Origin of the sequence: Bacillus siamensis KCTC 13613 (genome assembly GCF_000262045.1) — a bacterium.
GTDB classification, from domain to species: domain Bacteria; phylum Bacillota; class Bacilli; order Bacillales; family Bacillaceae; genus Bacillus; species Bacillus siamensis.
Genome location: NZ_AJVF01000041.1, coordinates 528,189 through 552,730, shown reverse-complemented (window position 1 = coordinate 552,730; position 24,542 = coordinate 528,189). Strand labels below are relative to the sequence as shown.

The 24,542-nt window shown below is 47.0% G+C and carries 30 protein-coding genes; 3 read left to right on the top strand and 27 right to left on the bottom strand.

Going from position 1 to position 24,542, the window contains the following annotated elements; genetic code table 11:
* Positions 1-138 precede the first annotated feature (138 nt).
* From recN to Y79_RS0118360, 24 genes are all read right to left on the bottom strand, one after another.
* The gene (recN, locus tag Y79_RS0118480) at positions 139-1,869 is read right to left on the bottom strand and encodes a DNA repair protein RecN (protein ID WP_016939007.1); all 1,731 of its coding nucleotides are present in this window, start codon (positions 1,867-1,869) and stop codon (positions 139-141) included.
* Between the two features lie 31 nt (positions 1,870-1,900).
* Positions 1,901-2,350: a transcriptional regulator AhrC/ArgR gene (ahrC, locus tag Y79_RS0118475; protein ID WP_003153173.1), complete on the bottom strand. Its 450-nt coding sequence runs from the start codon at positions 2,348-2,350 to the stop codon at positions 1,901-1,903.
* 96 nt (positions 2,351-2,446) lie between these two features.
* A complete protein-coding gene (locus Y79_RS0118470) occupies positions 2,447-3,292 on the bottom strand; it encodes a TlyA family RNA methyltransferase (RefSeq protein WP_016939006.1) in 846 nt (281 codons plus the stop codon).
* Positions 3,289-5,190, bottom strand: coding sequence for a 1-deoxy-D-xylulose-5-phosphate synthase (gene dxs / locus Y79_RS0118465; RefSeq protein ID WP_016939005.1), 1,902 nt, complete (start codon positions 5,188-5,190; stop codon positions 3,289-3,291). The genes Y79_RS0118470 and dxs overlap by 4 nt, the downstream gene beginning before the upstream one ends.
* A gap of 142 nt (positions 5,191-5,332) precedes the next feature.
* Positions 5,333-6,223, bottom strand: coding sequence for a polyprenyl synthetase family protein (locus Y79_RS0118460; RefSeq protein WP_016939004.1), 891 nt, complete (start codon positions 6,221-6,223; stop codon positions 5,333-5,335).
* Positions 6,213-6,467, bottom strand: coding sequence for an exodeoxyribonuclease VII small subunit (locus Y79_RS0118455; protein WP_007408352.1), 255 nt, complete (start codon positions 6,465-6,467; stop codon positions 6,213-6,215). Before Y79_RS0118455 ends, Y79_RS0118460 begins: the two co-directional genes overlap by 11 nt.
* On the bottom strand, positions 6,467-7,810 hold the full coding sequence (gene xseA, locus Y79_RS0118450) for an exodeoxyribonuclease VII large subunit (RefSeq protein WP_016939003.1): 1,344 nt from the start codon (positions 7,808-7,810) through the stop codon (positions 6,467-6,469). Before xseA ends, Y79_RS0118455 begins: the two co-directional genes overlap by 1 nt.
* A 126-nt stretch (positions 7,811-7,936) precedes the next feature.
* Positions 7,937-8,788, bottom strand: coding sequence for a bifunctional methylenetetrahydrofolate dehydrogenase/methenyltetrahydrofolate cyclohydrolase FolD (gene folD, locus Y79_RS0118445; protein ID WP_016939002.1), 852 nt, complete (start codon positions 8,786-8,788; stop codon positions 7,937-7,939).
* An 11-nt stretch (positions 8,789-8,799) separates the two neighbouring features.
* Complete coding sequence (gene nusB / locus Y79_RS0118440; protein ID WP_016939001.1) at positions 8,800-9,192, bottom strand: transcription antitermination factor NusB; 393 nt, start codon at positions 9,190-9,192, stop codon at positions 8,800-8,802.
* Between the two features lie 264 nt (positions 9,193-9,456).
* A complete protein-coding gene (locus tag Y79_RS0118430) occupies positions 9,457-9,864 on the bottom strand; it encodes an Asp23/Gls24 family envelope stress response protein (RefSeq protein WP_016938999.1) in 408 nt (135 codons plus the stop codon).
* 21 nt (positions 9,865-9,885) lie between these two features.
* Complete coding sequence (gene accC, locus Y79_RS0118425; protein ID WP_016938998.1) at positions 9,886-11,238, bottom strand: acetyl-CoA carboxylase biotin carboxylase subunit; 1,353 nt, start codon at positions 11,236-11,238, stop codon at positions 9,886-9,888.
* Between the two features lie 14 nt (positions 11,239-11,252).
* Positions 11,253-11,732 (bottom strand): acetyl-CoA carboxylase biotin carboxyl carrier protein, encoded by a 480-nt coding sequence (gene accB, locus Y79_RS0118420; protein ID WP_016938997.1) that lies wholly within the window; start codon positions 11,730-11,732, stop codon positions 11,253-11,255.
* Between the two features lie 152 nt (positions 11,733-11,884).
* Positions 11,885-12,535 (bottom strand): SpoIIIAH-like family protein, encoded by a 651-nt coding sequence (locus tag Y79_RS0118415; protein ID WP_016938996.1) that lies wholly within the window; start codon positions 12,533-12,535, stop codon positions 11,885-11,887.
* Positions 12,536-12,538: 3 nt separating this feature from the next.
* Positions 12,539-13,231 carry a stage III sporulation protein AG gene (gene spoIIIAG / locus Y79_RS0118410; protein ID WP_016938995.1) on the bottom strand — a complete coding sequence of 231 codons (693 nt, stop codon included), beginning with the start codon at positions 13,229-13,231 and terminating at the stop codon, positions 12,539-12,541.
* The gene (gene spoIIIAF / locus Y79_RS0118405) at positions 13,224-13,844 is read right to left on the bottom strand and encodes a stage III sporulation protein AF (protein WP_016938994.1); all 621 of its coding nucleotides are present in this window, start codon (positions 13,842-13,844) and stop codon (positions 13,224-13,226) included. Before spoIIIAF ends, spoIIIAG begins: the two co-directional genes overlap by 8 nt.
* Positions 13,845-13,860: 16 nt before the next feature.
* A complete protein-coding gene (gene spoIIIAE, locus Y79_RS0118400; protein ID WP_016938993.1) occupies positions 13,861-15,072 on the bottom strand; it encodes a stage III sporulation protein AE in 1,212 nt (403 codons plus the stop codon).
* 26 nt (positions 15,073-15,098) lie between these two features.
* Entirely contained in the window at positions 15,099-15,488 is a 390-nt protein-coding gene (gene spoIIIAD / locus Y79_RS0118395; protein WP_076982559.1) for a stage III sporulation protein AD, read from the bottom strand.
* A gap of 12 nt (positions 15,489-15,500) precedes the next feature.
* Positions 15,501-15,707: a stage III sporulation protein AC gene (spoIIIAC, locus tag Y79_RS0118390; RefSeq protein WP_003153142.1), complete on the bottom strand. Its 207-nt coding sequence runs from the start codon at positions 15,705-15,707 to the stop codon at positions 15,501-15,503.
* A gap of 22 nt (positions 15,708-15,729) precedes the next feature.
* Positions 15,730-16,245: a stage III sporulation protein SpoIIIAB gene (gene spoIIIAB, locus Y79_RS0118385; protein ID WP_016938992.1), complete on the bottom strand. Its 516-nt coding sequence runs from the start codon at positions 16,243-16,245 to the stop codon at positions 15,730-15,732.
* A complete protein-coding gene (spoIIIAA, locus tag Y79_RS0118380; protein WP_016938991.1) occupies positions 16,239-17,162 on the bottom strand; it encodes a stage III sporulation protein AA in 924 nt (307 codons plus the stop codon). The genes spoIIIAB and spoIIIAA overlap by 7 nt, the downstream gene beginning before the upstream one ends.
* Before the next feature lie 76 nt (positions 17,163-17,238).
* Entirely contained in the window at positions 17,239-17,520 is a 282-nt protein-coding gene (locus Y79_RS0118375) for a YqhV family protein (RefSeq protein ID WP_016938990.1), read from the bottom strand.
* 148 nt (positions 17,521-17,668) lie between these two features.
* Positions 17,669-18,226: an elongation factor P gene (gene efp / locus Y79_RS0118370; protein WP_003153123.1), complete on the bottom strand. Its 558-nt coding sequence runs from the start codon at positions 18,224-18,226 to the stop codon at positions 17,669-17,671.
* Positions 18,227-18,250: 24 nt separating this feature from the next.
* Positions 18,251-19,312, bottom strand: a complete 1,062-nt coding sequence (locus Y79_RS0118365; protein ID WP_016938989.1) for a M24 family metallopeptidase — start codon at positions 19,310-19,312, stop codon at positions 18,251-18,253.
* Positions 19,313-19,443: 131 nt separating this feature from the next.
* Positions 19,444-19,974, bottom strand: a complete 531-nt coding sequence (locus Y79_RS0118360) for a YqhR family membrane protein (RefSeq protein ID WP_016938988.1) — start codon at positions 19,972-19,974, stop codon at positions 19,444-19,446.
* A 221-nt stretch (positions 19,975-20,195) separates the two neighbouring features.
* Here Y79_RS0118360 and Y79_RS0118355 point away from each other — a divergent pair, with 221 nt between their 5' ends.
* Both Y79_RS0118355 and Y79_RS0118350 read left to right on the top strand, forming a co-directional pair.
* The gene (locus Y79_RS0118355) at positions 20,196-21,152 is read left to right on the top strand and encodes a DUF1385 domain-containing protein (RefSeq protein WP_016938987.1); all 957 of its coding nucleotides are present in this window, start codon (positions 20,196-20,198) and stop codon (positions 21,150-21,152) included.
* Positions 21,153-21,188: 36 nt separating this feature from the next.
* The gene (locus Y79_RS0118350) at positions 21,189-21,584 is read left to right on the top strand and encodes an SA1362 family protein (protein WP_016938986.1); all 396 of its coding nucleotides are present in this window, start codon (positions 21,189-21,191) and stop codon (positions 21,582-21,584) included.
* On the opposite strand, the gene Y79_RS0118345 is transcribed toward Y79_RS0118350, so the two are convergent.
* From Y79_RS0118345 to Y79_RS0118335, 3 genes are all read right to left on the bottom strand, one after another.
* Complete coding sequence (locus tag Y79_RS0118345) at positions 21,581-22,456, bottom strand: patatin-like phospholipase family protein (protein ID WP_016938985.1); 876 nt, start codon at positions 22,454-22,456, stop codon at positions 21,581-21,583. The genes Y79_RS0118350 and Y79_RS0118345 overlap by 4 nt on opposite strands.
* Before the next feature lie 113 nt (positions 22,457-22,569).
* Positions 22,570-22,998, bottom strand: a complete 429-nt coding sequence (mntR, locus tag Y79_RS0118340; RefSeq protein ID WP_016938984.1) for a transcriptional regulator MntR — start codon at positions 22,996-22,998, stop codon at positions 22,570-22,572.
* 99 nt (positions 22,999-23,097) lie between these two features.
* A complete protein-coding gene (locus tag Y79_RS0118335; RefSeq protein WP_016938983.1) occupies positions 23,098-23,934 on the bottom strand; it encodes a lipoate--protein ligase family protein in 837 nt (278 codons plus the stop codon).
* 193 nt (positions 23,935-24,127) lie between these two features.
* Between Y79_RS0118335 and Y79_RS0118330 the strand changes: the two genes are divergently transcribed.
* Positions 24,128-24,511: a rhodanese-like domain-containing protein gene (locus tag Y79_RS0118330; protein ID WP_013352854.1), complete on the top strand. Its 384-nt coding sequence runs from the start codon at positions 24,128-24,130 to the stop codon at positions 24,509-24,511.
* Positions 24,512-24,542 lie beyond the last annotated feature (31 nt).

Sequence of the window (24,542 nt, the reverse complement as noted above, 5' to 3'; positions counted from 1 at the left end):
ATCCCACACCACTTTCTTTTTCTGCTACCTCTATACTTTTGCCTTCCTGCGCTTGATTTATAACCGGCATACGAAGAAAAACATTGGATACACTGTTAGAGAAATGGAACAAAAAAATAAGCTGCCTGTATCAGCAGCTTATCCTGTCGTTTTTACCTGTCCGGCCTGTTTTAAAAGCTCTTGCGCATGCCGTTTTGTCAGGTCGGTCACTTCAACACCCGCAATCATACGGCCGATTTCCGCTACCTTATCCTGCTTTGAAAGCGGCGTGACATGCGTTGTCGTCCGTCCGTCTTTGAATTCTTTTGCGATCAAAAGGTGCGTATCCGCCATAGCGGCAACCTGCGGCAGGTGTGTAATGCAGAGCACCTGTGAACCGGTCGATACTTTATGGATTTTTTCCGCGATGGCTTGGGCAACCCGCCCGCTTACGCCAGTGTCCACTTCATCAAAGATGATGGAGGTGACATCCTGCTGGGAAGAAAAAATACTCTTCAGCGCCAGCATCACCCTTGAAAGTTCGCCGCCGGATGCGACCTTTGACAGCGGTTTTAACGGCTCACCTGTGTTCGTTGAAATTAAAAATTTCACAAGGTCAATTCCCTTTTGGGTAAGCTGCACGGGCTGGCCGTTGACAACCGGCGCTTCACTGGCAGACGGATCGGTTTTCACGAGGAATTCCGTATCAAACGTTGATTTGCCCATATACAGGCTCTTTAATTCCTGATGAATTGCTTCCGCCAGTTTTTTCGCCCAGGCTTTTCTGATTTTTGATAAATTGGCGGCTTCTACGGCCACATCTTTGCCGACGGACTCCAGTTCCTTCTTCAGCGCTTCAAGGTGGCTGTCGCGGTTTTCGATTTGATCAATTTCCTCTTCTATTTTGGAGCCGTATTCCAGAATGTCTTCGACCGTCGCTCCGTATTTACGCTTCAGCTGTTTAATCTCGTTTAAACGGGTTTCAATAAAATTCAGCCGTTCCGGGTCATACTCCAGATCATCTAGCAGATTGCGCATTTGAAAGGTTGCATCCTCCAGCAGATAATAGGAACTTGACACACTTTCTGACAGCTTTTGCAGCGGTTCATTGATATCCGAAATGTCTTCAAGCTGGGCAGAGGCCATTCCTACCCAGTCAAGCCCCCCCTGTTCGCTGCGAAGCGCATTATAGGCGTTTTGCAATGATTCATAAATTTTTTCAAAGTTGGATATCTGCTTCCGCTCTTCTTGAAGAAGTTCGTCTTCATTCAATTCAAGCTTCGCTGATTCGATTTCTTCAAGCTGAAATTGGATCAGATCTAACCGATGCGCCATTTCCTGTTCGCTTTCCGACAGCTTCTTCACTTTTTTGAGCAGCTTCATATAACGGTCGTAGCCTTCTTGGTATGCCTGAAGCGCTGATTCGGCCTCAGCGCCCGCAAATTTATCCAAAAGCTCTAAATGTTTGTCATCTTCCATTAAAAGCTGGTTGTCATGCTGCCCGTGAATATCTAATAAAAGTCTGCCGATCTCCCTCAAAGCCGCAATCGTTACTAATTTTCCGTTGACACGGCAGACGCTTTTTCCCCCGGCATTAATGTCTCTTCTCATGACAATCATGTCGTCAGATACGTCTATTCCCTGCTCTCGGCACACCTCAAAAACGGGATGGCCGCTGTCCAAAAGAAACAGTCCTTCAAGCTCGGCCTTTGTTTCACCGTAACGGACAAATTCAGACGACCCGCGGCCGCCGACTAACAGGGAAACGGCGTCTATAATAATTGACTTGCCGGCCCCTGTTTCTCCCGTCAGGACGGTGAGCCCCCGTTCAAACGAAATCGTCAGTTCCTCTATAATGGCAAAGTTTTTTATTGATAGTTCAGCTAACAAACAGCATTCCACCTTTTATCTGATAATTACGCTACAGCAGCTCCAAAAGACGGCTTTGAACGCCCTCCGTATCTTCAGGCGTCCTGCAGATGATTAAAATTGTGTCATCTCCGCAGATCGTGCCCATGATTTCTTCCCATTCGAGATTATCCATCAAAGCGCCGATTGCCTGCGCATTCCCCGGCATCGTTTTTAATACAATCATGTGGCTTGCTGAGTCAATTTTTACGAACGCATCCATTAATGAACGCTTCAGTTTTGACAGCGGGTTGAACCGCTGATCCGCCGGCAGGCTGTATTTGTAGGAACCGTTATTGGTCGGCACCTTTACGAGATGCAGTTCTTTAATGTCCCTGGAAACAGTCGCCTGGGTTACCTTATACCCTTCTTCTCTCAGCATGTCAACTAAGTCATCCTGCGTTTCAATCTCATGGCTTGTAATAAGCTCTCTGATTTTTATATGCCTTTGGCCTTTTGTCATGTAAGCACCTCTGTTTTCAAGCTGTTCTTGTCATTATGTTAACCGCTTCTTGATAAAAAGTACATGATGGCAGAAAAAAGGAATAATAGCCCCCTATTATTCCGGTACATCTGTCTTTTTGGCTTTTAATGTTTCATGTGCTTCGCGGACGGTACGGAGAATATCTTCTTCCGGCAGTTCAGCGCCGTTTCCGTCTTCTCCCTCCCACTTCAAATGAAGCAGAAACTCGATATTGCCGTCTCCCCCTGTAATCGGTGAGAAGGACAGTCCTTTCACTGTATATCCTTCAGAAGCGGCAAACTGATTCATACGGCGGAGAACGTCAGCATGAACGCCGGGATCTCTGACAATGCCTTTTTTTCCGACTGATTCACGTCCGGCTTCAAATTGCGGCTTCACCAGTGCGATACAATCGCTTCCCGGCACAAGCAGCGTTTTTAAAACCGGCAGAATAAGACGGAGTGAGATGAAAGAAACATCGATCGTCGCGAATTCCGGCAGACCCTCTGTGAAATCGGAAGGCTCGGAATAGCGGAAATTCGTCCGTTCCATGACGACGACCCTCTCGTCCTGTCTCAGCTTCCAAGCGAGCTGATTATAGCCGACGTCTACTGCATAGGACCGTTCGGCGCCGTTTTGGAGGGCGCAATCTGTAAATCCTCCAGTAGACGAGCCGATATCAATCATCGTTTTGCCTTTTACTGAGACGGGAAACACCTCAAGAGCTTTCTCAAGCTTTAATCCGCCTCTGCTGACGTATTTAAGAGGGTTTCCTTTTACCGTTAACGGAAGATCCCGGGCGATTTTTTCACCCGGTTTGTCCAATCGGTTTTCATTTGAGTATACGATGCCCGCCATAATGGCGCGTTTCGCTTTTTCCCGCGTTTCCGCAAGGCCTTTTTCTACAAGAAGTACATCTAATCGTTCTTTTTTTGCTGTCATGATCCAATTCCTTTATGTGTCTTCGGCGGCATCAGCAGTTTAATCCGGTTCATAACCTCAGCCTTTGTGAGACCGATTTCTTCAAGCAGGGCGGTTACGCTTCCGTGCTCAATGAACCGGTCAGGAATGCCCATTCTGTCAATCGGCGTATGATACATGCCGAGGTCATGAGCGAATTCAAGAATCGTGCTTCCGAATCCGCCTTCAAGCACGGCTTCTTCAATCGTTAAAATCGGCAGACCTTCATTAAGAATCGCCTTCATCATTTGTTTATCAATCGGTTTTATGAACCGCGCATTGACGACACGCACGGACAGGCCTTCTTTTTGCAGTTCTTCAGCCGCTTCCAGCGCCATTTCAATGGTCGTTCCAAACGTTAAAATCACCGCGTCTTTTCCGGGACGGAGCACTTCCCATGTTCCGATCGGGATGGTTTTCAGCTCTTTATCCATCTTTACGCCGAGCCCGTTTCCGCGCGGGAAGCGCATCGCGATCGGACCCTCCTCATAAGCAAGAGCTGTATTGACCATATGGCGGCCTTCATTTTCATCCTTCGGCATCATTAAAACGAGGTTCGGTATATGACGCAAAAAGGCAATGTCAAAGACGCCTTGATGCGTCTCCCCGTCAGCGCCGACCAAACCCGCGCGGTCAATGCCGATAAATACATTCGCGTTTTGACGGCAGATGTCATGGACGACCTGATCATACGCCCGCTGCAAAAAGGTCGAATAGATCGCGAGAAACGGCTTCATGCCTTGAAGCGCCATTCCCGCGGCCATCGTCGCCGCATGCTGTTCTGCGATTCCGACATCAAACATGCGCTCCGGAAATTCTTTCGCAAACCCTTCCAGCTTAGAACCGACCGGCATGGCCGGTGTAATCGCGACAATTCTGTCATCCTCGCGCGCCAGCTCCTGCACGGTCCCGCTGACGAGTCCGCTCCATGAAGGCGCCGCGGCTTTCGGCTTGACGAAATCACCCGTATTGATTTTGTACGGGCCAGTCCCGTGCCATGTCCCGATTGTGTCGGTCTCTGCCGGTTTATAGCCTTTGCCCTTTTTCGTGATGACATGTAAAAGGACAGGGCCTTTTGTTTTTTTGGCGTATTGCAGGTTTTCAAACAGCTCGTGGTAGGAATGACCGTCTACCGGGCCTAAATACGTAAAGCCCAGCTCTTCAAAAAACATGCCTGACACAAGCATATATTTTAAGCTGTCTTTTATCCGCTCAGCCGTGGCGGCCAATTTTCCGCCGACGGCCGGGATGCGCTTAAATAAATATTCCAGCTCGTCTTTTACCCATTGATATTTGCCGGCCGTGCGAAGCCGGCCGAGCATAGAATGAATCGCCCCGACATTCGGCGCAATGCTCATCTCATTATCATTCAGGATGACGATCATATCTTTTTTCTCGTCGCCGATATGGTTCAGTGCTTCAAGCGCCATTCCTCCGGTTAAAGCGCCATCCCCGATAATCGGGATGATATATTCTTTCGTCCCTTTAATATCGCGGGCGGCAGCCATTCCCATCGCGCCTGAGAGCGATGTTGAGCTGTGGCCTGTTTCCCATACGTCATGTTCGCTTTCGCTGCGTTTCGGGAAACCGCAAAGCCCTTTATATTGGCGCAAGGTTTCAAACTCCTTGCCGCGTCCGGTTAACAGTTTATGAACATAGGACTGATGTCCGACATCCCATAAAAATTTATCTTTCGGACTGTCAAATTCTTTGTGAAGCGCAATCGTCAGCTCGACAACCCCAAGGTTCGGCCCGATATGGCCGCCTGAGGCAGACAGCGATGTGATGAGAAAATTGCGGATTTCCTCACCCAGCTCTTCCAGCTGTTCAATTGACATCTTTTTAAGAAATGACGGGTCCTGTATTGATAAAAGATCCAAAGCGGATCAACTCACTTTCAGCATGAATTTCTGCAAATTAAACAGTGTCTTTTTGAAAAAAGAAAAAGACTCTCTTTTTATTTTCATCGAAACTGCTTACATTTTACCATAGGAGCGGCAGCCCCTTCAAATCAGGATCGTTTTAATGATCTCTCGCCGCTATTAAATCGCAGAGGTCATGCAGCAGTTCTTTCTGAAGAGATAGGCCGCTGATGATCCGTTTCGCCTCGCTGATATGATACGAAAGTTTCTCTTTCGCACCTTCAAGCGTTAAAAGCGACGGATACGTTGACTTTTCATTCGTCGTGTCTGAACCGACCGGTTTGCCGATCTTCTCCTCATGCCCTTCAATATCAAGGATGTCGTCTCTGATTTGAAATCCGATGCCGATATGGCTGCTGAACAGACGCAGCTTTTCGATTTCATCCTCCGGCGCATCTGCCAAAATAGCGCCTGCCGTCACGGAAAAACCGAGGAGCTTGGCCGTTTTCCGCTCATGGATGGATTCCAGCTCCTCAAGCGTTACCTGCTTTTGTTCCGCTTCCATGTCGGCAGCCTGCCCGCCGACCATTCCTTCCGTTCCTGCCGCTTGGATCAGTTCCTCGACGAGACGGAGCCGTTTTTCCGCTGAAACCGCGTCAGACACGTGAGATGTGATTAATTTAAAGCTTTCTGTCAGAAGCCCGTCTCCGGCCAATACGGCTGCCGCTTCTCCGAAGACTTTATGGTTTGTCGGCTTTCCCCGGCGCAAATCATCATCGTCCATGCAAGGCAGATCATCATGGATTAAAGAATACGTATGAATCATTTCAACAGCGCATCCGACCGGAATCCCGTCTTTTTCATCTTTTCCGTAAGCATTCAAAACGGCTAAGACAACGAGGGGGCGCAGCCTCTTTCCGCCCGCTTCCAAAGAATACAGCATAGATTTTTTGAGGGTTTCCGGCATGGCGAGCCGTTCTGTATACAAGGAAAGATTCCGCTCAATCAGTTGTTTGCGCGATGCTAAAAATGCGTCCAGTTTATTTGTCACCTTCGTCTTCCTCCTGAACGCTGAAAGGTGCAAGTTCTCCGTTATCTTTTAAAATAAAGTCCATTTGTTTTTCGACATGCTGAAGCTTTTCATGGCACATTTTTGAAAGGGCCATTCCTTCCTGAAAATAATTAATCGCCTGCTCCAGCGGCACGTCTCCTTCTTCAAGCTTTGCGACAATGCCTTCAAGGCCTTTCATCGCCTCTTCAAATGTCAGCTCTTCACTTTTTTTGGTTTCTGTCATTATCGTTCGCCTCTCTTTTGCAATACTTCACACGTCAAAACGCCGTCTGTCATCTTTACTTCAAGCGTATCATGTTGTTCCACTTGATCAACGCTTTTGATCAGCTCTTTGTCTTTATAGGCCAGACTGTATCCTCTCTCCATAACTTGAAGGGGACTTAATGCATTCAGTTTACCAAGAACCGTCTGAAACTGCGAATGAAGCTGCTTCAGCTGGACATTCATGCTCCGCGTCAGCTGATTTGAGCGCTCTTCGAACCGTTTTTTCGCCTGTTTCAGCTGGGTTTCAGGGTGAAGCGCCGTTAATCTGTACGTATTCCGCTCCAGCTGCCTTTCTTTCCGCTCCGTAAGCCCTATGAGCTGTGCTTGGAATTGCTGATACAAAAGGTCAAACTGCTGTTCTTTTTGGGTATACAATCGTTTCGGAAAACGGAATGCGTAAGATGACTGAAGCGATTGAACCCGTTCTTTTTTCTTGCCGATATGCTGCTGCATCGCTCTTGTCAGGCGGACTTCCGCCGTTTTTGTCCGTTCCATTAAGTCCGTCGTGTGAGGAACGGCGATTTCTGCCGCTCCCGTCGGCGTTGCAGCCCGGATATCCGCGACGAAATCACTGATTGTAAAATCTGTTTCATGTCCGACGGCCGATATAACCGGAATGGCGGAAGCAAAAATCGCCCGGGCGACGATTTCTTCGTTAAACGCCCACAATTCTTCGATCGAGCCCCCTCCCCTTCCGACGATCAGAACGTCACACATCTTTTGCGAATTGGCTTCTTCAATGCGCTTCACAATCGATCTGCTGGCGTTTTCACCCTGAACGAGCGCGGGAAGCACAATGACTTTCACCAGAGGGTATCTTCTTTTGAGTGTGGTAATGACGTCTCTGACGGCCGCTCCCGTCGGTGACGTGACAACCCCGATCGTGGCTGGAAAAGCGGGGATGGCCTGCTTATGCCGGTCATCAAACAACCCTTCGCCGGCAAGTTTTTTCTTTAATTCTTCATAGGCTAAGTAAAGCGCCCCAACACCGTCCGGCTGCATTTCTTTCGCGTACAGCTGATAGCTTCCGCTCGGTTCATAGACGGAGATGCCGCCTCTTACGATGACCTTCATTCCGTCCTCTGGCTTAAACGCAAGCCTTGAACTTTGCCTTTGAAACATGACGGCCTGCATGCGGGCATGTTCATCTTTTAAAGTAAAATAGATGTGGCCCCTTGTATGGATTTTAACGTTGGACAGCTCACCTTTAATCCAAATGTCTTCAAGATGAGGGTCTACATCGAATTTTCGTTTAATATATTTGGTCAGTGCGGAAACCGTGACATATGCCGCTTCACTCACATCCTGCACTCCTTTCATAAAGGCTTTTTGCCCTGAACTAAGAAAAAAACCCGCTCTGGCTGAAAGGAGCCTTAAGAAGCGGGTATCGTGCTCATTGTCACACTTTTTGTGACTGTCTCCGGTTATCTATGATAACGTACGTCTGGCAGATTTAACAGTATTATGCGCAAGCATCGTGATGGTCATCGGACCTACTCCGCCCGGGACCGGCGTAATGAAAGATGCTTTTTCTTTCGCTTCATCAAACTGAACATCTCCGCAGAGTTTTCCGCTTTCGAGGCGGTTGACACCGACATCAATGACAATGGCGCCCTCTTTGATTTGATCAGCTGTGATGAAGTTCGCTTTACCGACCGCAACCACAAGAATATCTGCTTTTTTCGTATGCTCAGACATATTTTTTGTACGGGAATGGCAATATGTGACGGTCGCATTTTCGTTCAGCAGCAGCTGGCCGACCGGTTTACCGACAATATTGCTTCGTCCGACTACAACAACTTCTTTGCCGGAAAGATCTACGTTCGTCTTTTTCAATAACTCGACAATTCCGTGCGGTGTGCAAGGAAGAAATGTATCTTCTCCAAGCAGCATTTTCCCGACGTTGAGAGGGTGGAAACCATCAACATCCTTATCAGGGGAGATCCGCTCGATGACGGCTTTTTCAGAAATATGATCCGGGAGCGGCAGCTGGACGAGAATGCCGTGAAATTCCGGATTTTGATTGTACTCGTCAATCACTGTTAAAAGCTCCGCTTCGGTTAAGCTTGAGTCAAAGCGGTCAAGCTTAAACTTCATTCCCATTGTTTCAGCGGCTTTTTTCTTGCCTGTCACATATGAAACAGAGGCGGGATCGTCACCGATTAAAATGACCGCCAAGCCCGGCACTACGCCTTGTGCTTTCAGCTCTTCTACTTCTTTTGCCAATTGTTCGCGTTTTTCTTTAGCCGTTTCTTTTCCGTCGATGATTGTTGCAGTCATTTTCTTTCCTCCTATGATTCAATATCAGTTTTGATGTTAGAAAGAACCCCGTTTACGAATTTTGCAGCTTTATCGTCGCCGAACCGTTTTGCCAGCTCGATGGCTTCGTTTAATGACACGTTAGCAGGAATGTCGTCAGTATAAACCATTTCATACACCGCCAGACGGAGGATCGCGCGGTCTACATTTGCAATCCGGTCAAGCTTCCAATTGACGAGATGGCCGGAAATCATTTCATCAAGCTGCACCTGATGTTCAAGCACTCCGTACACCAGCTGTTCAAAGAAGTCATCTGTTTTTCCGCCATCAAGCGCGTGCTCGATGGCCTCGTTCGGTGCAATATCGCTGACATCAATCTGAAAAAGTGCCTGCAAAGCTTTTTCTCTAGCTGTTCTTCTTTTCATTTTCTTTCTCCTTCAGATCCTCTTTATCCGCTTGTCGTTAAGCCTAAAGAGATCATAACATATTTTTTTCCCAATCGCATGTCGAAATTTAGGTTTTTTCACCCTAATACCGAATGTTTTTACAAACCCTTCGAATTTCATTCGGATTTCACAGCATGAAGAAACTCGGCTGCCGTTTGTAAGCCGGCTTTCTTCATGCCTGAAAAGAAGGGAAACGTATAAAAAACCAAAGGGCTGCCCATCCCCTTGGTTTTTATACGCTCATTACATTTCTTCGTCGATTTCGACTTCTTGGGCTTTCGTGTCAAATTGAATGCCGACGATATGAATATTGATTTCATTGATGGTCAGAGACGTCATATTTAATAAGGTTTGGCGGATATTCTCCTGAACGCTTGCCGCCACTTTCGGGATCGAAATCCCGAATTGAACGACGCAATAGACGTCAATGGTAATCCCGTCATCGGCTAAATCGACCTTTACGCCTTTGCCGTGATTGATTTTGCCGAAGCGTTCTACGACGCCTGTGGCGAAATTGCCGCGCATTTCAGCTATTCCTTCAACCTCGGAAGCGGCGATGCCGGCAATGACTTCAATGACTTCAGGAGCAATTTCAACTTTGCCTAAATGACCCTCATCATGATCCATTTTAAGCACACTGTTGTCTTCCATTCAATTCACCTCCCGCAAAAATTATGAGCCCATTACATCATATGTTTCTAAAAACTTTGTATTAAACTCTCCGCTGACAAATGTTTCATGTTCAAGCAGTTTCAGATGGAACGGAATCGTTGTTTCAATACCTTCAATCACAAATTCGCTCAGCGCGCGTTTCATCCGTGCGACCGCCTCATCACGCGTTGTTCCGTATGTGATGACTTTGGCAATCATGCTGTCATAGTACGGCGGGATCGAATAGCCCGGATATGCGGCTGAATCCACGCGCACGCCGAGTCCGCCCGGCGGCAGGTACATGTTAATCTTACCAGGTGAAGGCATGAAGTTTTTCGCAGGATTTTCAGCGTTGATGCGGCATTCAATCGCCCAGCCGTTAAATTCAACGTCTTCCTGTCTGAGCGAGAGCTCCTGTCCGGATGCCACTTTGATCTGTTCTTTGATCAGATCCGTTCCCGTCACCATTTCTGTGACAGGGTGCTCTACTTGAATACGCGTGTTCATCTCCATGAAGTAATAGCGCTGTTCTCTGTAGTCATAAATGAACTCTACTGTACCGGCTCCCGTGTAACCGACGGCCTTCGCTGCTTTTACCGCTGCTTCACCCATCTGCTCTCTGATTTCAGAATCAAGCGCAGGTGACGGCGACTCTTCAAGAAGTTTTTGCAGACGTCTTTGGATAGAACAGTCACGCTCTCCAAGATGGATCGTGTTTCCGTAATTATCGGCAAGCACCTGAATTTCAACATGGCGGAAATCTTCTATGTACTTCTCGATGTACACACCCGGATTTCCGAATGCCGTAGCGGCCTCCTGCTGGGTGATTTCGATGCCTTTAATCATCTCTTCTTCTGTGCGTGCGACTCGGATGCCTTTTCCGCCTCCGCCCGCAGTGGCTTTTATAATCACAGGATACCCAATTTCACCCGCAAGCGAAACCGCTTCTTCGGTATTTTTTATGATTCCTTTTGAACCGGGCACAATCGGCACGCCCGCCTGCTGCATCGTGTCACGTGCGATATCTTTTGTCCCCATCTTCGAAATGGCGTCAGCCGAAGGGCCGACAAACGTCACGTTTAATTCCTCGCACAGCTCGGCAAAATCGGCGTTTTCAGCTAAGAATCCGTATCCCGGATGAATCGCATCCGTACCGGTCAGCTTTGCGACGCTGACGATGTTCGTTACATTTAAATAGCTGTCTTTTGATGTTTTCGGCCCGATACAAAAAGCCTCATCGGCCATTTGAACATGCAGGGCCTCTTTATCTGCCTCAGAATAAACGGCTACAGTTTCAATGCCAAGCTCTTTGCAGGCCCGGATGATTCTGACGGCAATTTCTCCTCGGTTGGCGATCAATAGCTTTTTAATCATAATAGCAGGTCTCCTTACTCAGCTTTTACAAGAAATAGAGGTTGTCCGTATTCGACCAGCTGGCCGTTTTCAACTAACACTTCAACGATTTCTCCTTTTACTTCCGCTTCAATCTCGTTAAAGAGTTTCATTGCTTCTACGATACAAACCACTGTATTTTCGTTCACTTTTGAACCTTGGTTAACGTAAGGGCCGGCTTCCGGCGATGAAGAAGCATAAAACGTTCCGACCATCGGAGACGTAATTTTGTGCAGGTTTTCATCTTGTTTCGGCGCTTCCTGAACAGGATCGGCTTCGCGCGCTTCCGGTTTTGCAGCCTGCGGAGCAGGTGCGTAAGCGGCGGGAACAGCTGGAGCTTGTCCCGTTATATTCACTGCCGGCGCTTCATTTTTTTTCAGCTTCAGACTTACGCCTTCCATCTCGTAAACAAATTCGTCAATGGAAGATTCATCGATTCTTTTTATCAGTTCATGAATTTCGTTGATTTTTAACATCAGTTCCACTCCTATGTATAAAAAATAGAAATTTATGGGTTGCTACTAAAAGTACATACTATGTTTATCTTACAGGAGCGGTTGTGTAAATTCAACACTGATCTAAAATGACAGCAAAAAAGCCCGCAGCGGGTGCGGGCGGTTCAGGCATCTTATTTTGTCGGTTCAAACGTTACGGCGACGTCTTTCATATTCTTGATTTCTTTTTCCACCAGGTCAATGATGGCGGAAGCTTTTGCGTTGGAATGTTTGTCAGACATGACCGTAATGTTGATTTTGTCACCTTCGGCATCCACGAGCGCATCTTTGTAGCCTTGCGTTTTAATGAGCGTTTCCAGCTGTTTTTCTGTCCCTTCCGCATTGCTCAGCGCCGTCATTTTATCGTAGGCTTCGCTTTTTTCTTTTGCTGTCGCATCATCGCTTGAAACGATGCTGTTTAACTGTTCTCTTTCTTTGCTTCTCGCGTCTTCAAGTTCCATGCGGTATGCGGTAAATAAGTTTTCATCAGCTGTTTCTGTAGCGACCGATCCGTCTTTGTCCGATGCTTCGGCTGATGTTTCTTTATCCTCTTTTGTGCCTTTAGAATCTTTCGTTCCTTTTGTTCCGTCTTCTTTTTCTGTGCCGCCTTCGCTCTTCTCTTCCGTTTTAGGAGCCGGCGTTTTTTCTGTGGCGATTTCCCCGCTGCTTTTTTCGGTTTTCATCTGCACGGCATTTTTGCTTTCCGGCGACATAATATAATAAACACTTAATACCACGACGAGACTGAGCATTGTTAAAAGCCAAACCGTTTGTTTTTTCAGCATGATTTATGAATCCTCCTTGATTTTTTTAGGGGCAACCGCTACACGGTAGCTCGGAACATCAAGCGCCCTTGTGACGGCATCAATGATGGTTTTTTTTATTTGAACGTTGTCCACTCCTTGAGCGACAACGAGTACACCGCGGATATCGGGTTTTTTCGTCTGAACGACGACCGGGGTTTCCTGATCCCCGTTTCGAATCATGACAATTTGTTCTTCAGAGGTTTGATCGGTTACGCTTCTTTTGCCGCCTTCTTTATCGGTTTCTTCAGTGGTGGTGTCTTTTTTCGTTTTATTTTTCTCAAACACTTTTAAAGATGTGGCGTCTACGTTTACGACTATTGATACATCCTCCACGCCGATAATTGTTTCAAGGATCTCTTTCAGCTGGTTTTCATAGTCTCTCTCGTAATCATCAATCGTATTTTTGGCGCTGCTGTCTTTTGATGCTTTAAAAACGGGTGCGCTTTTTTGCCCGCTCTTATCGTCCGTACGGCCGGACATGACGGTCTGCGCCGTTTCGCCCTTCCCGGTTTTTTCCGGTGAAGAGAACATCTGGCTGACCAGCATAAAAGATACGCCGAGCACAAACACGAACAGAAAGTAATGATATTTTGTCAGTTTTGGTTTTTCTCCGTCTTTCGCCTGTCCGATCATCAGCTGTTTTTTGAGTATGGTCCAAAGTCCGTTTTTATTCATGGCCGTTTTTCTCCCCGCCTTCCATATAAACCGTAATTTTCTCACTGCCGATTTCCCATATATCCGCAAGTTTTTCTTTGATGTTTGCAGCCTCCTTTTTGCCGGCTGCGCCTTCGGGTTCGTATTTGCGGTCTGTGCGGATGTCGATCGGTGCGACGGTTTGCACGGTTTTTTCAGAAGATGGGGCCATATACACGCTGATCGTTTTTACATCTTCTTCTGAACGAACCTGTCCTTCCGCTGTAAGGCGGATGTCGTCTATTTTGTATTCGTCATGACTGAACATCTCCTCCGCTTTCTTTTTTAGTTGGACAGCCATTTCTTCTAAAACATATGCGCGGTTTGATGCTTGTATTTCTTTTTTTTCTGATTTGATTTGATTTTTTATGTCCGCGGATTGAGATTGCTCTTGTTTTGTCAAATAATCGAAGATGATCTCCGGGTCTGTTTTGAAAAGTTTGAATATCGGGTTGAGCATGACAATGATTAACAGCAGGCTGACAACCATCTTTGCGTATTTTTGCATACTGGAGCTGGGCAGCAGCATGTCGATGACGATGGCAAATAAGATAAACAAAATAATGCTTGTCAGCCATTCTGTTAAAAAGCTCATATCCAATGGGCCTCCTTTATTTCATCATCATGGTGAGATTGCCTGCTGTAATAATGACTGTGATGCTGAGGAAAAACATGAGAGAGACAATGGCGAGCGCCGCGAAAATATAGAGCACGCTTCTGCTGATGACGCCGAGACACGTAATGACGTGCCCGCCTCCGAGCGGCTGCAGAATGGCGGCCGCGAGCTTATAAATAAAAGCGAGAGAAAGCACTTTGATCGCCGGAAATGCGGAGATGCAGATCAAAATTCCGACACCGAGTATTCCCACAGTGTTTTTTAATAAGAGTGAGGCGCTGATGACCGTATCGGTCGCATCCGTAAACATCCGGCCGAGCACGGGAATAAAATTGCCCGTTATAAATTTTGCAGTCCTGAGGGTGATCCCGTCTGTCACGGCAGCCGAAGCCCCCTGGACGGAGATGACACCGAGAAACACGGTGAGGAATACGGCAAGCGCGCCGATCGCGATATTTCTGAGGAGATTGGCAAGCTGTGTGACTTTATATTGATCTGTCATCGTGCTGACGATGCTTAAAATCGCTGACAGGAAAATAAGCGGCATGACGATATTTTGAATGAGCAGGCCGCTCGTATTCATCAGAAATAAAATAACGGGGTGAAAAAAGGCAGCGGAAACGGCTCCCCCGGAAGATGCCAAAAGCGCGAGCAAAAGCGGGATCAGTGCGAGAATGAAGCTTGTCATCGTCTGAATCGCTTCACTGGCATAATTGACGGCAACATGAAAGCTGTTTAAAGCGAGAATAATCAGTACCATATAAACAATCGCATAAGCCACTTTGCTGACGGTGCTCTGTTGGAACGCATTTTGCAGCAGCTGCAGAATGACGCAAAAAATGGTGAGAAGGATCAAAGTTCCCAGAAGTTTTCCGTTTGCGAGCACTTCATGAAACAGATAGGAAAATAAGGCCTTCAGCCACGCCTCAGGCGAGAACGTTTTTTCTCCGTTAATAAAGTCGATGATGCTTCCCTTTTGGCTTTCCGGCAGAAGGCCGCCGTATTCTGTCATAATGTCGTCCCAGAACTTTCCGATGCCTTCTGTTTTCAGCGCTTCGGCCTGCTTTTTCGCCACTTCATTAGCCGTTTCTTGGTGAACTGCGGTTTCCTGCGCCGCACCGTCTGTTCCGGCAGCTTGTACACATTCAGTCTGAAAAATTAAGAGGAGGATGAACAAAAAAGCCCCCGCCCACCGAAAGCGCTTCATTTTTTGCGCCCCCTTTCCCTTTATGATTAAGAAGGAATAAGTCCGAGAATCGTTTCAATAATAACGGTCAGTATCGGCACGGCCATCACGAGGATCAAAATCTTCCCGGCCAGCTCTATTTTCGAAGCAATCGCTCCCTGGCCCGCATCTTTTGTCAGCTGTGCTCCGAATTCAGCGATGTAGGCGATGCCGATAATTTTTAAAATGGTTTCCACATAGACCATATTGACATTTGCATTGACGGCTATTTTTTCTATCATTCTGATAATGTCGTAAATCTGGTCGACGAGATAAAGAAAGATCACGCAGCCGCTGAAGACGACAATCATAAACGCGAAAGTCGGTTTCTGTTCTTTTACGATCAGGGAGAGAAACGTGGCGATCAGGCCTAAACCTACAATTTGAACAATCTCAATCTGTAAGCCCCCCTATCCTTGGAATAGAAACACAGCTTTGATCTTTTTGAACAGGTCATCGACAATCGTCGCCACCATAAATAAAATATAGATAAAGCCAAGCAGCGTCACCCATTGGGCGTATTCTTTTTTTCCCATTTGATCAAGTATGGTGTGCAGAAACGCAACCACGATACCGACTCCGGCGATTTGAAAAATGACATTTACGTCGACTCCCATTTTATGTTTGCTCCCCTCATGTTTACATCAATAGAAGAATGAGTAACAGTCCGGCTAAAAACCCTAAACTTTTCACCATTTTTTCATTTTTCGCCTGCGCCCGTCCGGCATCCGCTTCCGCCGCTTCCAAATGTGTAAGCGCAAGCTTGATATGTTTCTGCTGTGAAACGCGGTCATGGAGCCCGAGCGTCTCTCCGAATTGCTTCAGCACATCGTATTCGCTTTTTTTCATCGCCATGGAGGGCCAGTTATGTTTCAAGCTCTGTTCCCAGGCTGTTTTGGCGGAATCGCTTCCCTGCTCAAGCCTCCTGCTGAAAGCTTGAAACAATGACGATACAGGCTTGGAAAGCTGTGCGGCGATTTGTCCCGAAGCAATGTGCAGCGGCGTATGCCCGAACATAATTTCCGCTTCAAGCGATTGCAGCGCCGCTCGCAGCTGACGGATCTGTCTCGGCCTTTCAATATAGATTTTGGCGATCTCAAATCCCGTCCATGTCGTCGCCGTCAGAATGAACACGGCACCCAAAAGCTTCAGCATGTCATCACGCTTTCAGCATGCGGAACCGGTTCTCCGTCCTTTCCGTACATCCTGCTGATCGTTCCCGGACCGCGGCGTCGTGACAGCTCAACATACCGGTCAAACACTTTTTCCTCCCAAAGCATTTTCAGCGACGGCCTCTTGATCAAGTCTTTCATATTCCATCCGTGCGCGGATACGATAACGGTTACGCCTGCATGGAGTGCCTCCATCAGTGCTTTTGAGTCTTCCATTCTCCCGATCTCATCTGCGATCATGACATCGGGACTCATAGAGCGGATCATCATCATCAGCCCTTCCGCTTTCGGACAGGCGTCAAGAACATCCATTCTGCGGCCGAAACTGTGCTGGGGAATGCCCCGCAGGCAGCCGGCAATTTCTGAGCGTTCATCTACGATAGCGGTCTTTTTCGCTGGAATGCGTTTCGATCCGGTGCTTGAAAGCCGGGCCAAATCACGAAGCAAAGTCGTTTTCCCTGTTTGCGGAGGGCCGATGATCAGCGTATTCAGCCAGTTTTCTTTCCATAAGAAAGGGATGAGCGGTTCTGCGATGCCAAGCTTCTCCCGGGCGATTCGAATATTAAAGGAAGTAATATCCCGGAGTCCTTTGACGGCTCCGTTTTCGACGATGACTCTTCCGGCGAGCCCCACACGGTGGCCTCCTCTGATTGTGATATATCCTTTTTTCAGCTCTTCTTCCAGCGTGTACATGCTGTAATTGCTGAGCCGGCTGAGGATCAGCTGTGCGTCGCCGGCCGTACAGATATATGACAAAAACAAAGGTTGTCCTTTTCGGATCAGTTCAACCGGCCTGCCGACGCGGATTCTGATTTCCTCTGCATCCCGCCACGCTTCTTCAGACACGGCGGAGATGGCATGTCTCAATAATTCAGGGAGAACCTCTGTAATTTCATTCAATAGAGTCTCCTCCTTTTTTACCGATTGGCTTCTTTAAAATGTATGATCCGGGACAGACTTTATGACACCCGAACCCCTATTTGTGAACACCGGCTAGAATCAGCACAACCCCCGCGAAAATCAAAATCAATTTTGCATATGAAAGCTGTCCGGCAATCTGATAAATGCCGATCGTCATCGTGATGATAAAGATCAGCGGGCCGACGATTGCCAAAATACTATTCACCACAACCGCTTTTCTGATGTCGTTTGTAACAAGCATGATAATGGCCGCCGATAATTCAATGAGAGAGGACAAAACTCGTAAACCGGCCATCGTTAAAACAGTAGAATTGATTGAACCAAACAAAAATTTCATTGCAATCCCCCAACTTCAAGCATTTTGTTACACTATATGCTCTAGCTGACGGAAGTAGTCTCACTATTTTCATATAGAAGAAAGATTCTGTTTCAGAACGCAAAAAAAAGCCTGCCCCGTAAAAGGAGCAGACTTCGTGTGTCTTTGACTATGCTCTTGACACGTAAGAGCCGTCTGATGTATTTACAACAAGCGTATCGCCTTCGTTCACGAAGAACGGTACGTTTACGACAAGACCTGTTTCCGTTTTGGCAGGTTTTGTGCCGCCTGACGCCGTGTCGCCTTTAATTCCCGGCTCTGTTTCAACAACTTTCAGTTCAACTGTGTTCGGCAGTTCAATACCGAGCGTTTCAGATTGATACATCATGATGTGCACAGACATATTTTCCAAAAGATATTTTAATTCTTCTTCGATTTGGTTTTCGTTCAATTCAAGCTGTTCATATGAGCTTGTATCCATGAACACGTGCTGATCTCCGTTGGCATAAAGATACTGCATCGTTTTTGTTTCGATTTGCGCTTTCGCCACTTTTTCACCAGCACGGAATGTTTTCTCCTGAATAGCGCCCGTGCGCAGATTGCGCAATTTAGAACGGACAAATGCCGCGCCTTTTCCCGGCTTTACGTGCTGGAAGTCAACGACGCGCCAAATGCCGCCGTCTACTTCAATCGTTAATCCTGTACGAAAATCGTTAACTGAAATCATGTTTGATGTCCTCCTATATTCCAATCACAAAATAATTAATTCTTTAGGGGAATGCGTAATTGTCCGGTTGCCGTCCTCTGTGATGATGATATCATCTTCGATTCTTGCGCCCCCAACTTCCGGTATGTATATGCCCGGCTCAACCGTTACCGCCATGCCCGGCTCAAGAACGGCCGATGACCTGAAAGACAGCCCCGGTGATTCATGGACCTCCATTCCGAATCCGTGTCCTGTTGAATGGCCGAAATACTGTCCGTAGCCTTTCGCGGTGATGTGATCCCTCGTCAGGGCATCCGCTTCTTTTCCCGTCATGCCGGGTTTAATATGCAAAACGCCAAGCGCCTGGGCATCGTATACGACCTGATAAATTTCTTTCAGTTTATCACTTGGCTCTCCGACCGCGACGGTGCGTGTGATATCAGAACAATAGCCTTTATAATACGCGCCGAAATCGAGCGTGACCAAGTCTCCCTTTTCAATCAATTTGCCGCTTGCCACTCCGTGCGGAAGGCTGGATCTCACTCCCGAGGCGACGATCATATCAAAGGAAGAACCGTCTGCTCCCTGACGTCTCATATAAAATTCAAGCTCATTCGCAACTGAAATCTCTGAGATGCCCGGTTTGATAAACGTCAGAATATGTTCAAACGCATCATCCGCAATCTTCGCAGCTTCCTCTAATATCTTAATCTCTTCACTTGACTTAATCAAGCGCAACTTTTCAACGGAATCCGCGACGGGAACCATCTCCGCTTCCTGCAGCACCGCTTGGTAGGATGCATATGTTCCGTACGTCATGCTGTTTTGTTCAAAGCCGAGTTTTTTAATGCCGTACTCAAGAATCGTATCCGCAGCGGTTTGGATTAAGCTTCCGCCGTGCTCGATAATATCAAAGCCCTTCACTTGCGCCTTCGCCTGCTCGGTGTAACGGAAATCCGTGATAAATGCCGCGCGTTCTTTCGATATGACCGCAAGACCTGACGAACCCGTAAATCCCGTCATATACTGCAGATTGGCGGAGCTTGTCACCAACATTCCGTCTATATCCAGCTGACCGAACAGATTTCGCAATTTCTCAAGTTTCATTCCTTTTCTCCTCCTCGCCGATTCTTGACTGCCGCCTGACACCGCGGGAGCATCCCCATCCGGTTTTCAGCATAAAAAATGTTCACTTCTCGTGAACATTTTACCATACCGGACAGGGATTATACACTTATTCACTTGTTGCCGAGCGCCCTTGCAAGCTTGTCTGACGTAAGCTCATTGTAGTTGAAAGAAATCGAGTAGCCGACAAACAAACCATACAGAATGTAAAGGCAAATTGTCGTCACGATTGTATCTGATTTCAATTCAGTGACAGATTTCACGTCTTCGAAAATCGGATTGAATAAGAAAAAAACCGCGCACCATAAAATGACGCCGTATACCATCCCCGGCCACATCGTTTTAAAACGCTTCAGACAGACGAAATATATAAATGCCCCGGCAATCGAAATGAATCCGATGACAACGATGCTGACCATCGTGCCGAGCCATTGTTTTTTCCATTCTCCGATCATAAACGGCTGAAGGATCATGTTGGGACTGATCTCTGAAAAATGAAAGATATATCCGAGATAGCCGATCAAACTCCAAAATACACCGCCGGCAAATCCGATACCGCAAATTCTGCCGGTAAATGAAACAGGCTGCTGATCATCACCCTGCTTCTTTTTTTCTTCCTGTTCTGAATGTTTTTCGCTGGTCATCATGGCACCTCCAGTCATAGAATGCCCCAAAATTGAAAAGTCATAAAAAGTTCCGCCATATTTTCATTTAATGAGTAAATTCTAAGGAAACCGGGTATACTGCTTGTAGAAAAAGCATTGATTTTCCGGCTGTCAAACTAGAGGTTTACCGCTGTTTCCTGTACAATAGAGTGAAAGGAAATGGTTAGTAAATCCTAAGAAAACAGGCAGGTTGATAAACAATGTCCAAACACAAAACGCCGCCCGCATACGGCGGTCAGGCTGTCGTTGAAGGGGTAATGTTCGGCGGCAGAAAAAATTATGTTACCGCCATCCGCAGGAATGACGGAAGCATTGATTTTTTCAAGCTTCCGAGAGTGCCGAACCCCAAGCTTTCGGTTTTAAAAAAGATTCCTTTTTTGCGGGGAATCGTCGCAATTATCGAGGCAAGCGCCAACGGCACAAAGCATTTAAACTTCTCCAGCGAACGTTACGGGCTTGACCCCCAAGATGACGCCAAGCTGGAACAGGAAGATAAGAAGGGTTCGGGATTATCGATGTTTTTCAGCCTGGCGGTGATCGGCGTTCTATCGTTTTTGTTCAGCAAATTCGTTTTTACGCTCGTCCCGGTCTTTTTAGCTGAGCTTGTAAGGCCCGTTTTTTCCTCAGACGCCGCGCAGATCGGCATCGAAAGCCTGTTTAAGCTTATCCTGCTTCTCGGCTACATTTATTTTTTATCAATGACGCCGTTAATTAAAAGAGTGTTTCAATATCATGGAGCCGAACATAAGGTCATAAACTGTTATGAACAGAATTTACCAATTACGATAGAAAATGTTCAGAAACAGTCGCGGCTTCATTACCGATGCGGTTCAAGCTTTATCTTATTTACGATCATTGTCGGCATGTTTGTCTATTTACTCGTTCCGACAGATCCGCTTTGGGTGCGGATTTTAGACAGGATTGCGCTTATACCGGCCGTCCTCGGCATCTCCTTTGAAGTGCTCCAGCTGACGAACAGGGTTCGGCATATCCCCGTTTTGAAGGTGCTCGGTTATCCAGGCCTGTGGCTGCAGCTTTTAACGACAAAGGAACCGGAAGATGACCAGGTCGAGGTTGCCATAGAAAGCTTTAACGAGCTTCTCAGACTGGAAGACATTTCAGAACAGAGCGAAAAGCCGTCTCACAACGCAATCTGAACCGTTACCTGTTATTATTTTCGGAGGTGGGCAGTTATGAATCATCGTGTACAACCTTTTTTTGCTGTATTAATAGCGCTTGGCGCATTCGGTTTCATTTATGCGGCGGTCACAAACCCCGGGCAGATGATCTCAAGAGCGATCACCGTCATTATCGCAGGCATCATTATTTATTTTATCGTGAGATCGGTCCTGAACCGCCGCGCCGGACGTGACGGAACCGCTTTCAGAAAAGCGGCCAAACAATCGCGGCTCCGAATGAAGGAGCAAAAAGCGAAGCACCGCGCCGGCCACAGGGGGCGGGTCAGCCATTTGCGGAGCGTGCCGAGCAGCAGCAGACCGAAGCCGATGATTCTTAAGAAAAAAAGCCAGACCCAGCTTACCGTCATAGAAGGTAAAAAGAATAAAAAGAAAAACAGAGCGCTTTTTTAATAGCTCCATTGCTTCAAAAATTGCTCTGTTTTGCTTTTTCCTAGCTCAATGAGAGCTAGTTTTTTTTGCGGTGTGAGGTGAAACTCCGTCGCCATCACATGTTCCACGGGAATAAAAATAATATTCTGTTCGTACTTTGTCGCGATATGTCTGGCATCATGAGCGTCTTTCATCGTTTCAAACAAAGCGCCGAACAGCTCAAAAGCGTTCCGGATTGATTTCTTCGGACGCTCTTTTTCATTAGGGGAAAGTGAAATTCCGATGACCGGCCGTTTGCGCTCTTTTGAAAACAGCCAAATCGGAAAATTGCTTAACACGCCGCCGTCAACAACCGTTGAAATGCCTTTTTCGGTCTTCAGTTTAATCGGTTCAAAAAAATAAGGGATGCTGCAGCTCATTCTGACAGCTCTGGCAACCGGGAACACCTCCGGATTTAATCCGTAGCGGGGAAGGTCGTCGGGAAGCACGATCATCGTTCCGTTCGTCAGATCTGAAGCGATCAGACGGAGCGATCCTTTTTTCATATCGCCGAACGCGATGATGCCCTTCGCTTTTAATTTATCCGCAATCCACTTTTCCAGCACATCGCCTCTGTATAATCCGAGGCGCCAATATATCGACACCCACTGCAGGATTTTCAGCGGGAGGAATGAGCATCTCTGATCAAGCAATTGCCTTCCGTCGACATCATCGATGATCGCATGAACCTCTCTGCTCGTGTAGCCCGCAGCGATCAATGCGGCAATAATCGCGCCGGCGCTTGTTCCGGCGAGCCTTTCAAAGCGAAAGCCCTTTTCTTCCAGCGCTTCATAAGCGCCGGCAAGCGCCACCCCTTTTATTCCCCCGCCCGAAAATACGCCGTCAATCTGCATAGCGCGCCCTCTCCCTTCCATCCAAGGTGTATTATTATTTTAAGAAACGGCTTGGGGAAATAGACCAAAGAATGAAGACATTAAAAAAAGGGCGCCCTATTTGGGCCGCCCTTTTATTCACCGGGAGTTTCGGTTTTTTTCTGTACGGATTTCAATTCTTTTTTCCGGCTGTCGTCATCTTCAAAATACTGGACGAGATCGCCGATGCGGTCAATGCTGTTCCAGCTCAGATGATGTTCGATTCCTTCTACATCATTGTAAATCTTCTCTTCATCAACACCAATGATTCGTAAAAACTGCTCAAGCAATTCGTGTCTGTATACGAGCCGTTTGCCGATCTTTTTGCCTTTTGACGTCAATACGAGCCCGCGATATTTTTCATAAATCAAATACTCGTCTTTATCTAGTTTTTGAACCATTTTCGTTACAGAGGAGGGATGGACTGCCAAAGCTTCCGCGATATCAGAAACCCGCGCATATCCTTTTTCTTCTATCAGCATATAAATCTGTTCAATATAATCTTCCATACTTGGTGTTGTCATCGTACCCCTCCCAAAAAGCACCTTAACTTAATAAACCATTACAAGTTTACACTAACGGTTATGAAAAAACAAGGATGCTTCCGGCCTGTCAAGCCTTAATCAGCGCTTATAATTCCATTCGTCAGACGCGTATTTCGTCTCGGCCAGCTCATTGACAAACGCAAGCTCTTCAGGAGTGAGCGTGTAAGGTTCAAGATGAATGTTCAGGCCTTCCTCAAAACCGGCTTTAAAAGCGGTTCTGGCTTCATCCATCGTTACCGGTTTTTGGGCTAAGGCGTTGATGGCTACCGCTTTGTTTTTGAAATTCCGCTGCATGCGCTCACGGACTCTGTCGCTCGGATATAAAAACAGATCAAACAGCTTGTCCTCATCAATGTCAAGCAGGATGGAGCCGTGCTGAAGAATAACGCCTTTTTGGCGTGTCTGGGCGCTTCCCGCAACTTTGCGTCCTTCGACGACCAGCTCATACCACGAAGGCGCATCAAAGCAAACGGACGAGCGCGGATTTTTCAGGCTTTCTTTTTCTTTCTCCGTGCGCGGAATCGCAAAGTAGGCATCAAGCCCAAGGTTTCTGAATCCCTGCAGAATGCCTTCTGAAATGACCCGGTACGCCTCTGTCACCGTGGCCGGCATTTCCGGGTGATCCTCTGAAACGATGACGCTGTATGTCAATTCTTTATCATGCAGAACACCCCGTCCGCCTGTCGGTCTTCTGACAAACCCGAGACCGTGTTTATGTACTGCGTCAAAGTTAATTTCCTTCTTAATATTTTGAAAATATCCGACAGACAATGTTGCCGGATTCCACCCGTAAAAACGGATCACCGGGGGAATTTTCTTTTGGCTGTGCCAATATAAAAGCGCTTCATCCAGCGCCATGTTAAATGCCGGGCTTTCGTTCCCTGAGTCAATAAACCGCCATGTTTCTTTTTCCATACATTGAACCCTTCTTTATCGTTTTAGTAAAATCAGTTTATCAAACTGCCGTGAAAATGAAAAATATTTCGTTTCATTAAGGATGACAATCGCTCCATGCTTTACTATAATAGTATTTGTCCCAAAACGTCCGGTGAGCCTTGTTTTCAGGAAGCAGGGTTTTGATTTTATAAGCTAAAGGAGTAGAATCGCATTGTCTAATATGATTGCTTTAATTATTGTTGCGGCGTTTATCGTTTATATGATCGTGTCGTATTTTTACCAACAGCGTTTAATGAAAACACTTACGGAAGAGGAATTCCGCGCGGGCTACAGAAAAGCGCAGCTGATTGACGTCCGTGAACCGAATGAATTTGAAGGCGGCCATATTCTCGGCGCGCGCAACATTCCGCTTTCACAGCTGAAACAGCGCAAAAGCGAAATCCGTCCTGATAAACCCGTTTATCTGTACTGCCAAAACAATGTCCGCAGCGGCCGCGCGGCACAGACGCTCCGCAAACACGGCTGCAAGGATATTTACAACCTGAAAGGCGGATTTAAAAAATGGGGCGGAAAAATTAAAGCAAAGAACCAATAATGAAAAAGAGCTTTCCGTTTATACGGAAGCT

Bases quoted from the DNA above. Each gene is read 5' to 3' on its own strand.
- ahrC (WP_003153173.1), bottom strand. From the start codon at position 2,350: ATGACAAAAGGCCAAAGGCATATAAAAATCAGAGAGCTTATTACAAGC.
- Y79_RS0118470 (WP_016939006.1), bottom strand. From the start codon at position 3,292: ATGACAGCAAAAAAAGAACGATTAGATGTACTTCTTGTAGAAAAAGGC.
- Y79_RS0118455 (WP_007408352.1), bottom strand. From the start codon at position 6,467: ATGACAGAAACCAAAAAAAGTGAAGAGCTGACATTTGAAGAGGCGATG.
- folD (WP_016939002.1), bottom strand. From the start codon at position 8,788: ATGACTGCAACAATCATCGACGGAAAAGAAACGGCTAAAGAAAAACGC.
- nusB (WP_016939001.1), bottom strand. From the start codon at position 9,192: ATGAAAAGAAGAACAGCTAGAGAAAAAGCTTTGCAGGCACTTTTTCAG.
- Y79_RS0118430 (WP_016938999.1), bottom strand. From the start codon at position 9,864: ATGGAAGACAACAGTGTGCTTAAAATGGATCATGATGAGGGTCATTTA.
- accC (WP_016938998.1), bottom strand. From the start codon at position 11,238: ATGATTAAAAAGCTATTGATCGCCAACCGAGGAGAAATTGCCGTCAGA.
- accB (WP_016938997.1), bottom strand. From the start codon at position 11,732: ATGTTAAAAATCAACGAAATTCATGAACTGATAAAAAGAATCGATGAA.
- Y79_RS0118415 (WP_016938996.1), bottom strand. From the start codon at position 12,535: ATGCTGAAAAAACAAACGGTTTGGCTTTTAACAATGCTCAGTCTCGTC.
- spoIIIAG (WP_016938995.1), bottom strand. From the start codon at position 13,231: ATGAATAAAAACGGACTTTGGACCATACTCAAAAAACAGCTGATGATC.
- spoIIIAF (WP_016938994.1), bottom strand. From the start codon at position 13,844: ATGAGCTTTTTAACAGAATGGCTGACAAGCATTATTTTGTTTATCTTA.
- spoIIIAE (WP_016938993.1), bottom strand. From the start codon at position 15,072: ATGAAGCGCTTTCGGTGGGCGGGGGCTTTTTTGTTCATCCTCCTCTTA.
- spoIIIAC (WP_003153142.1), bottom strand. From the start codon at position 15,707: ATGGGAGTCGACGTAAATGTCATTTTTCAAATCGCCGGAGTCGGTATC.
- spoIIIAB (WP_016938992.1), bottom strand. From the start codon at position 16,245: ATGCTGAAGCTTTTGGGTGCCGTGTTCATTCTGACGGCGACGACATGG.
- Y79_RS0118375 (WP_016938990.1), bottom strand. From the start codon at position 17,520: ATGAAATTTTTGTTTGGTTCAATCAATTCTACTGTTTTAACGATGGCC.
- efp (WP_003153123.1), bottom strand. From the start codon at position 18,226: ATGATTTCAGTTAACGATTTTCGTACAGGATTAACGATTGAAGTAGAC.
- Y79_RS0118365 (WP_016938989.1), bottom strand. From the start codon at position 19,312: ATGAAACTTGAGAAATTGCGAAATCTGTTCGGTCAGCTGGATATAGAC.
- Y79_RS0118360 (WP_016938988.1), bottom strand. From the start codon at position 19,974: ATGACCAGCGAAAAACATTCAGAACAGGAAGAAAAAAAGAAGCAGGGT.
- Y79_RS0118355 (WP_016938987.1), top strand. From the start codon at position 20,196: ATGTCCAAACACAAAACGCCGCCCGCATACGGCGGTCAGGCTGTCGTT.
- Y79_RS0118350 (WP_016938986.1), top strand. From the start codon at position 21,189: ATGAATCATCGTGTACAACCTTTTTTTGCTGTATTAATAGCGCTTGGC.
- Y79_RS0118345 (WP_016938985.1), bottom strand. From the start codon at position 22,456: ATGCAGATTGACGGCGTATTTTCGGGCGGGGGAATAAAAGGGGTGGCG.
- mntR (WP_016938984.1), bottom strand. From the start codon at position 22,998: ATGACAACACCAAGTATGGAAGATTATATTGAACAGATTTATATGCTG.
- Y79_RS0118335 (WP_016938983.1), bottom strand. From the start codon at position 23,934: ATGGAAAAAGAAACATGGCGGTTTATTGACTCAGGGAACGAAAGCCCG.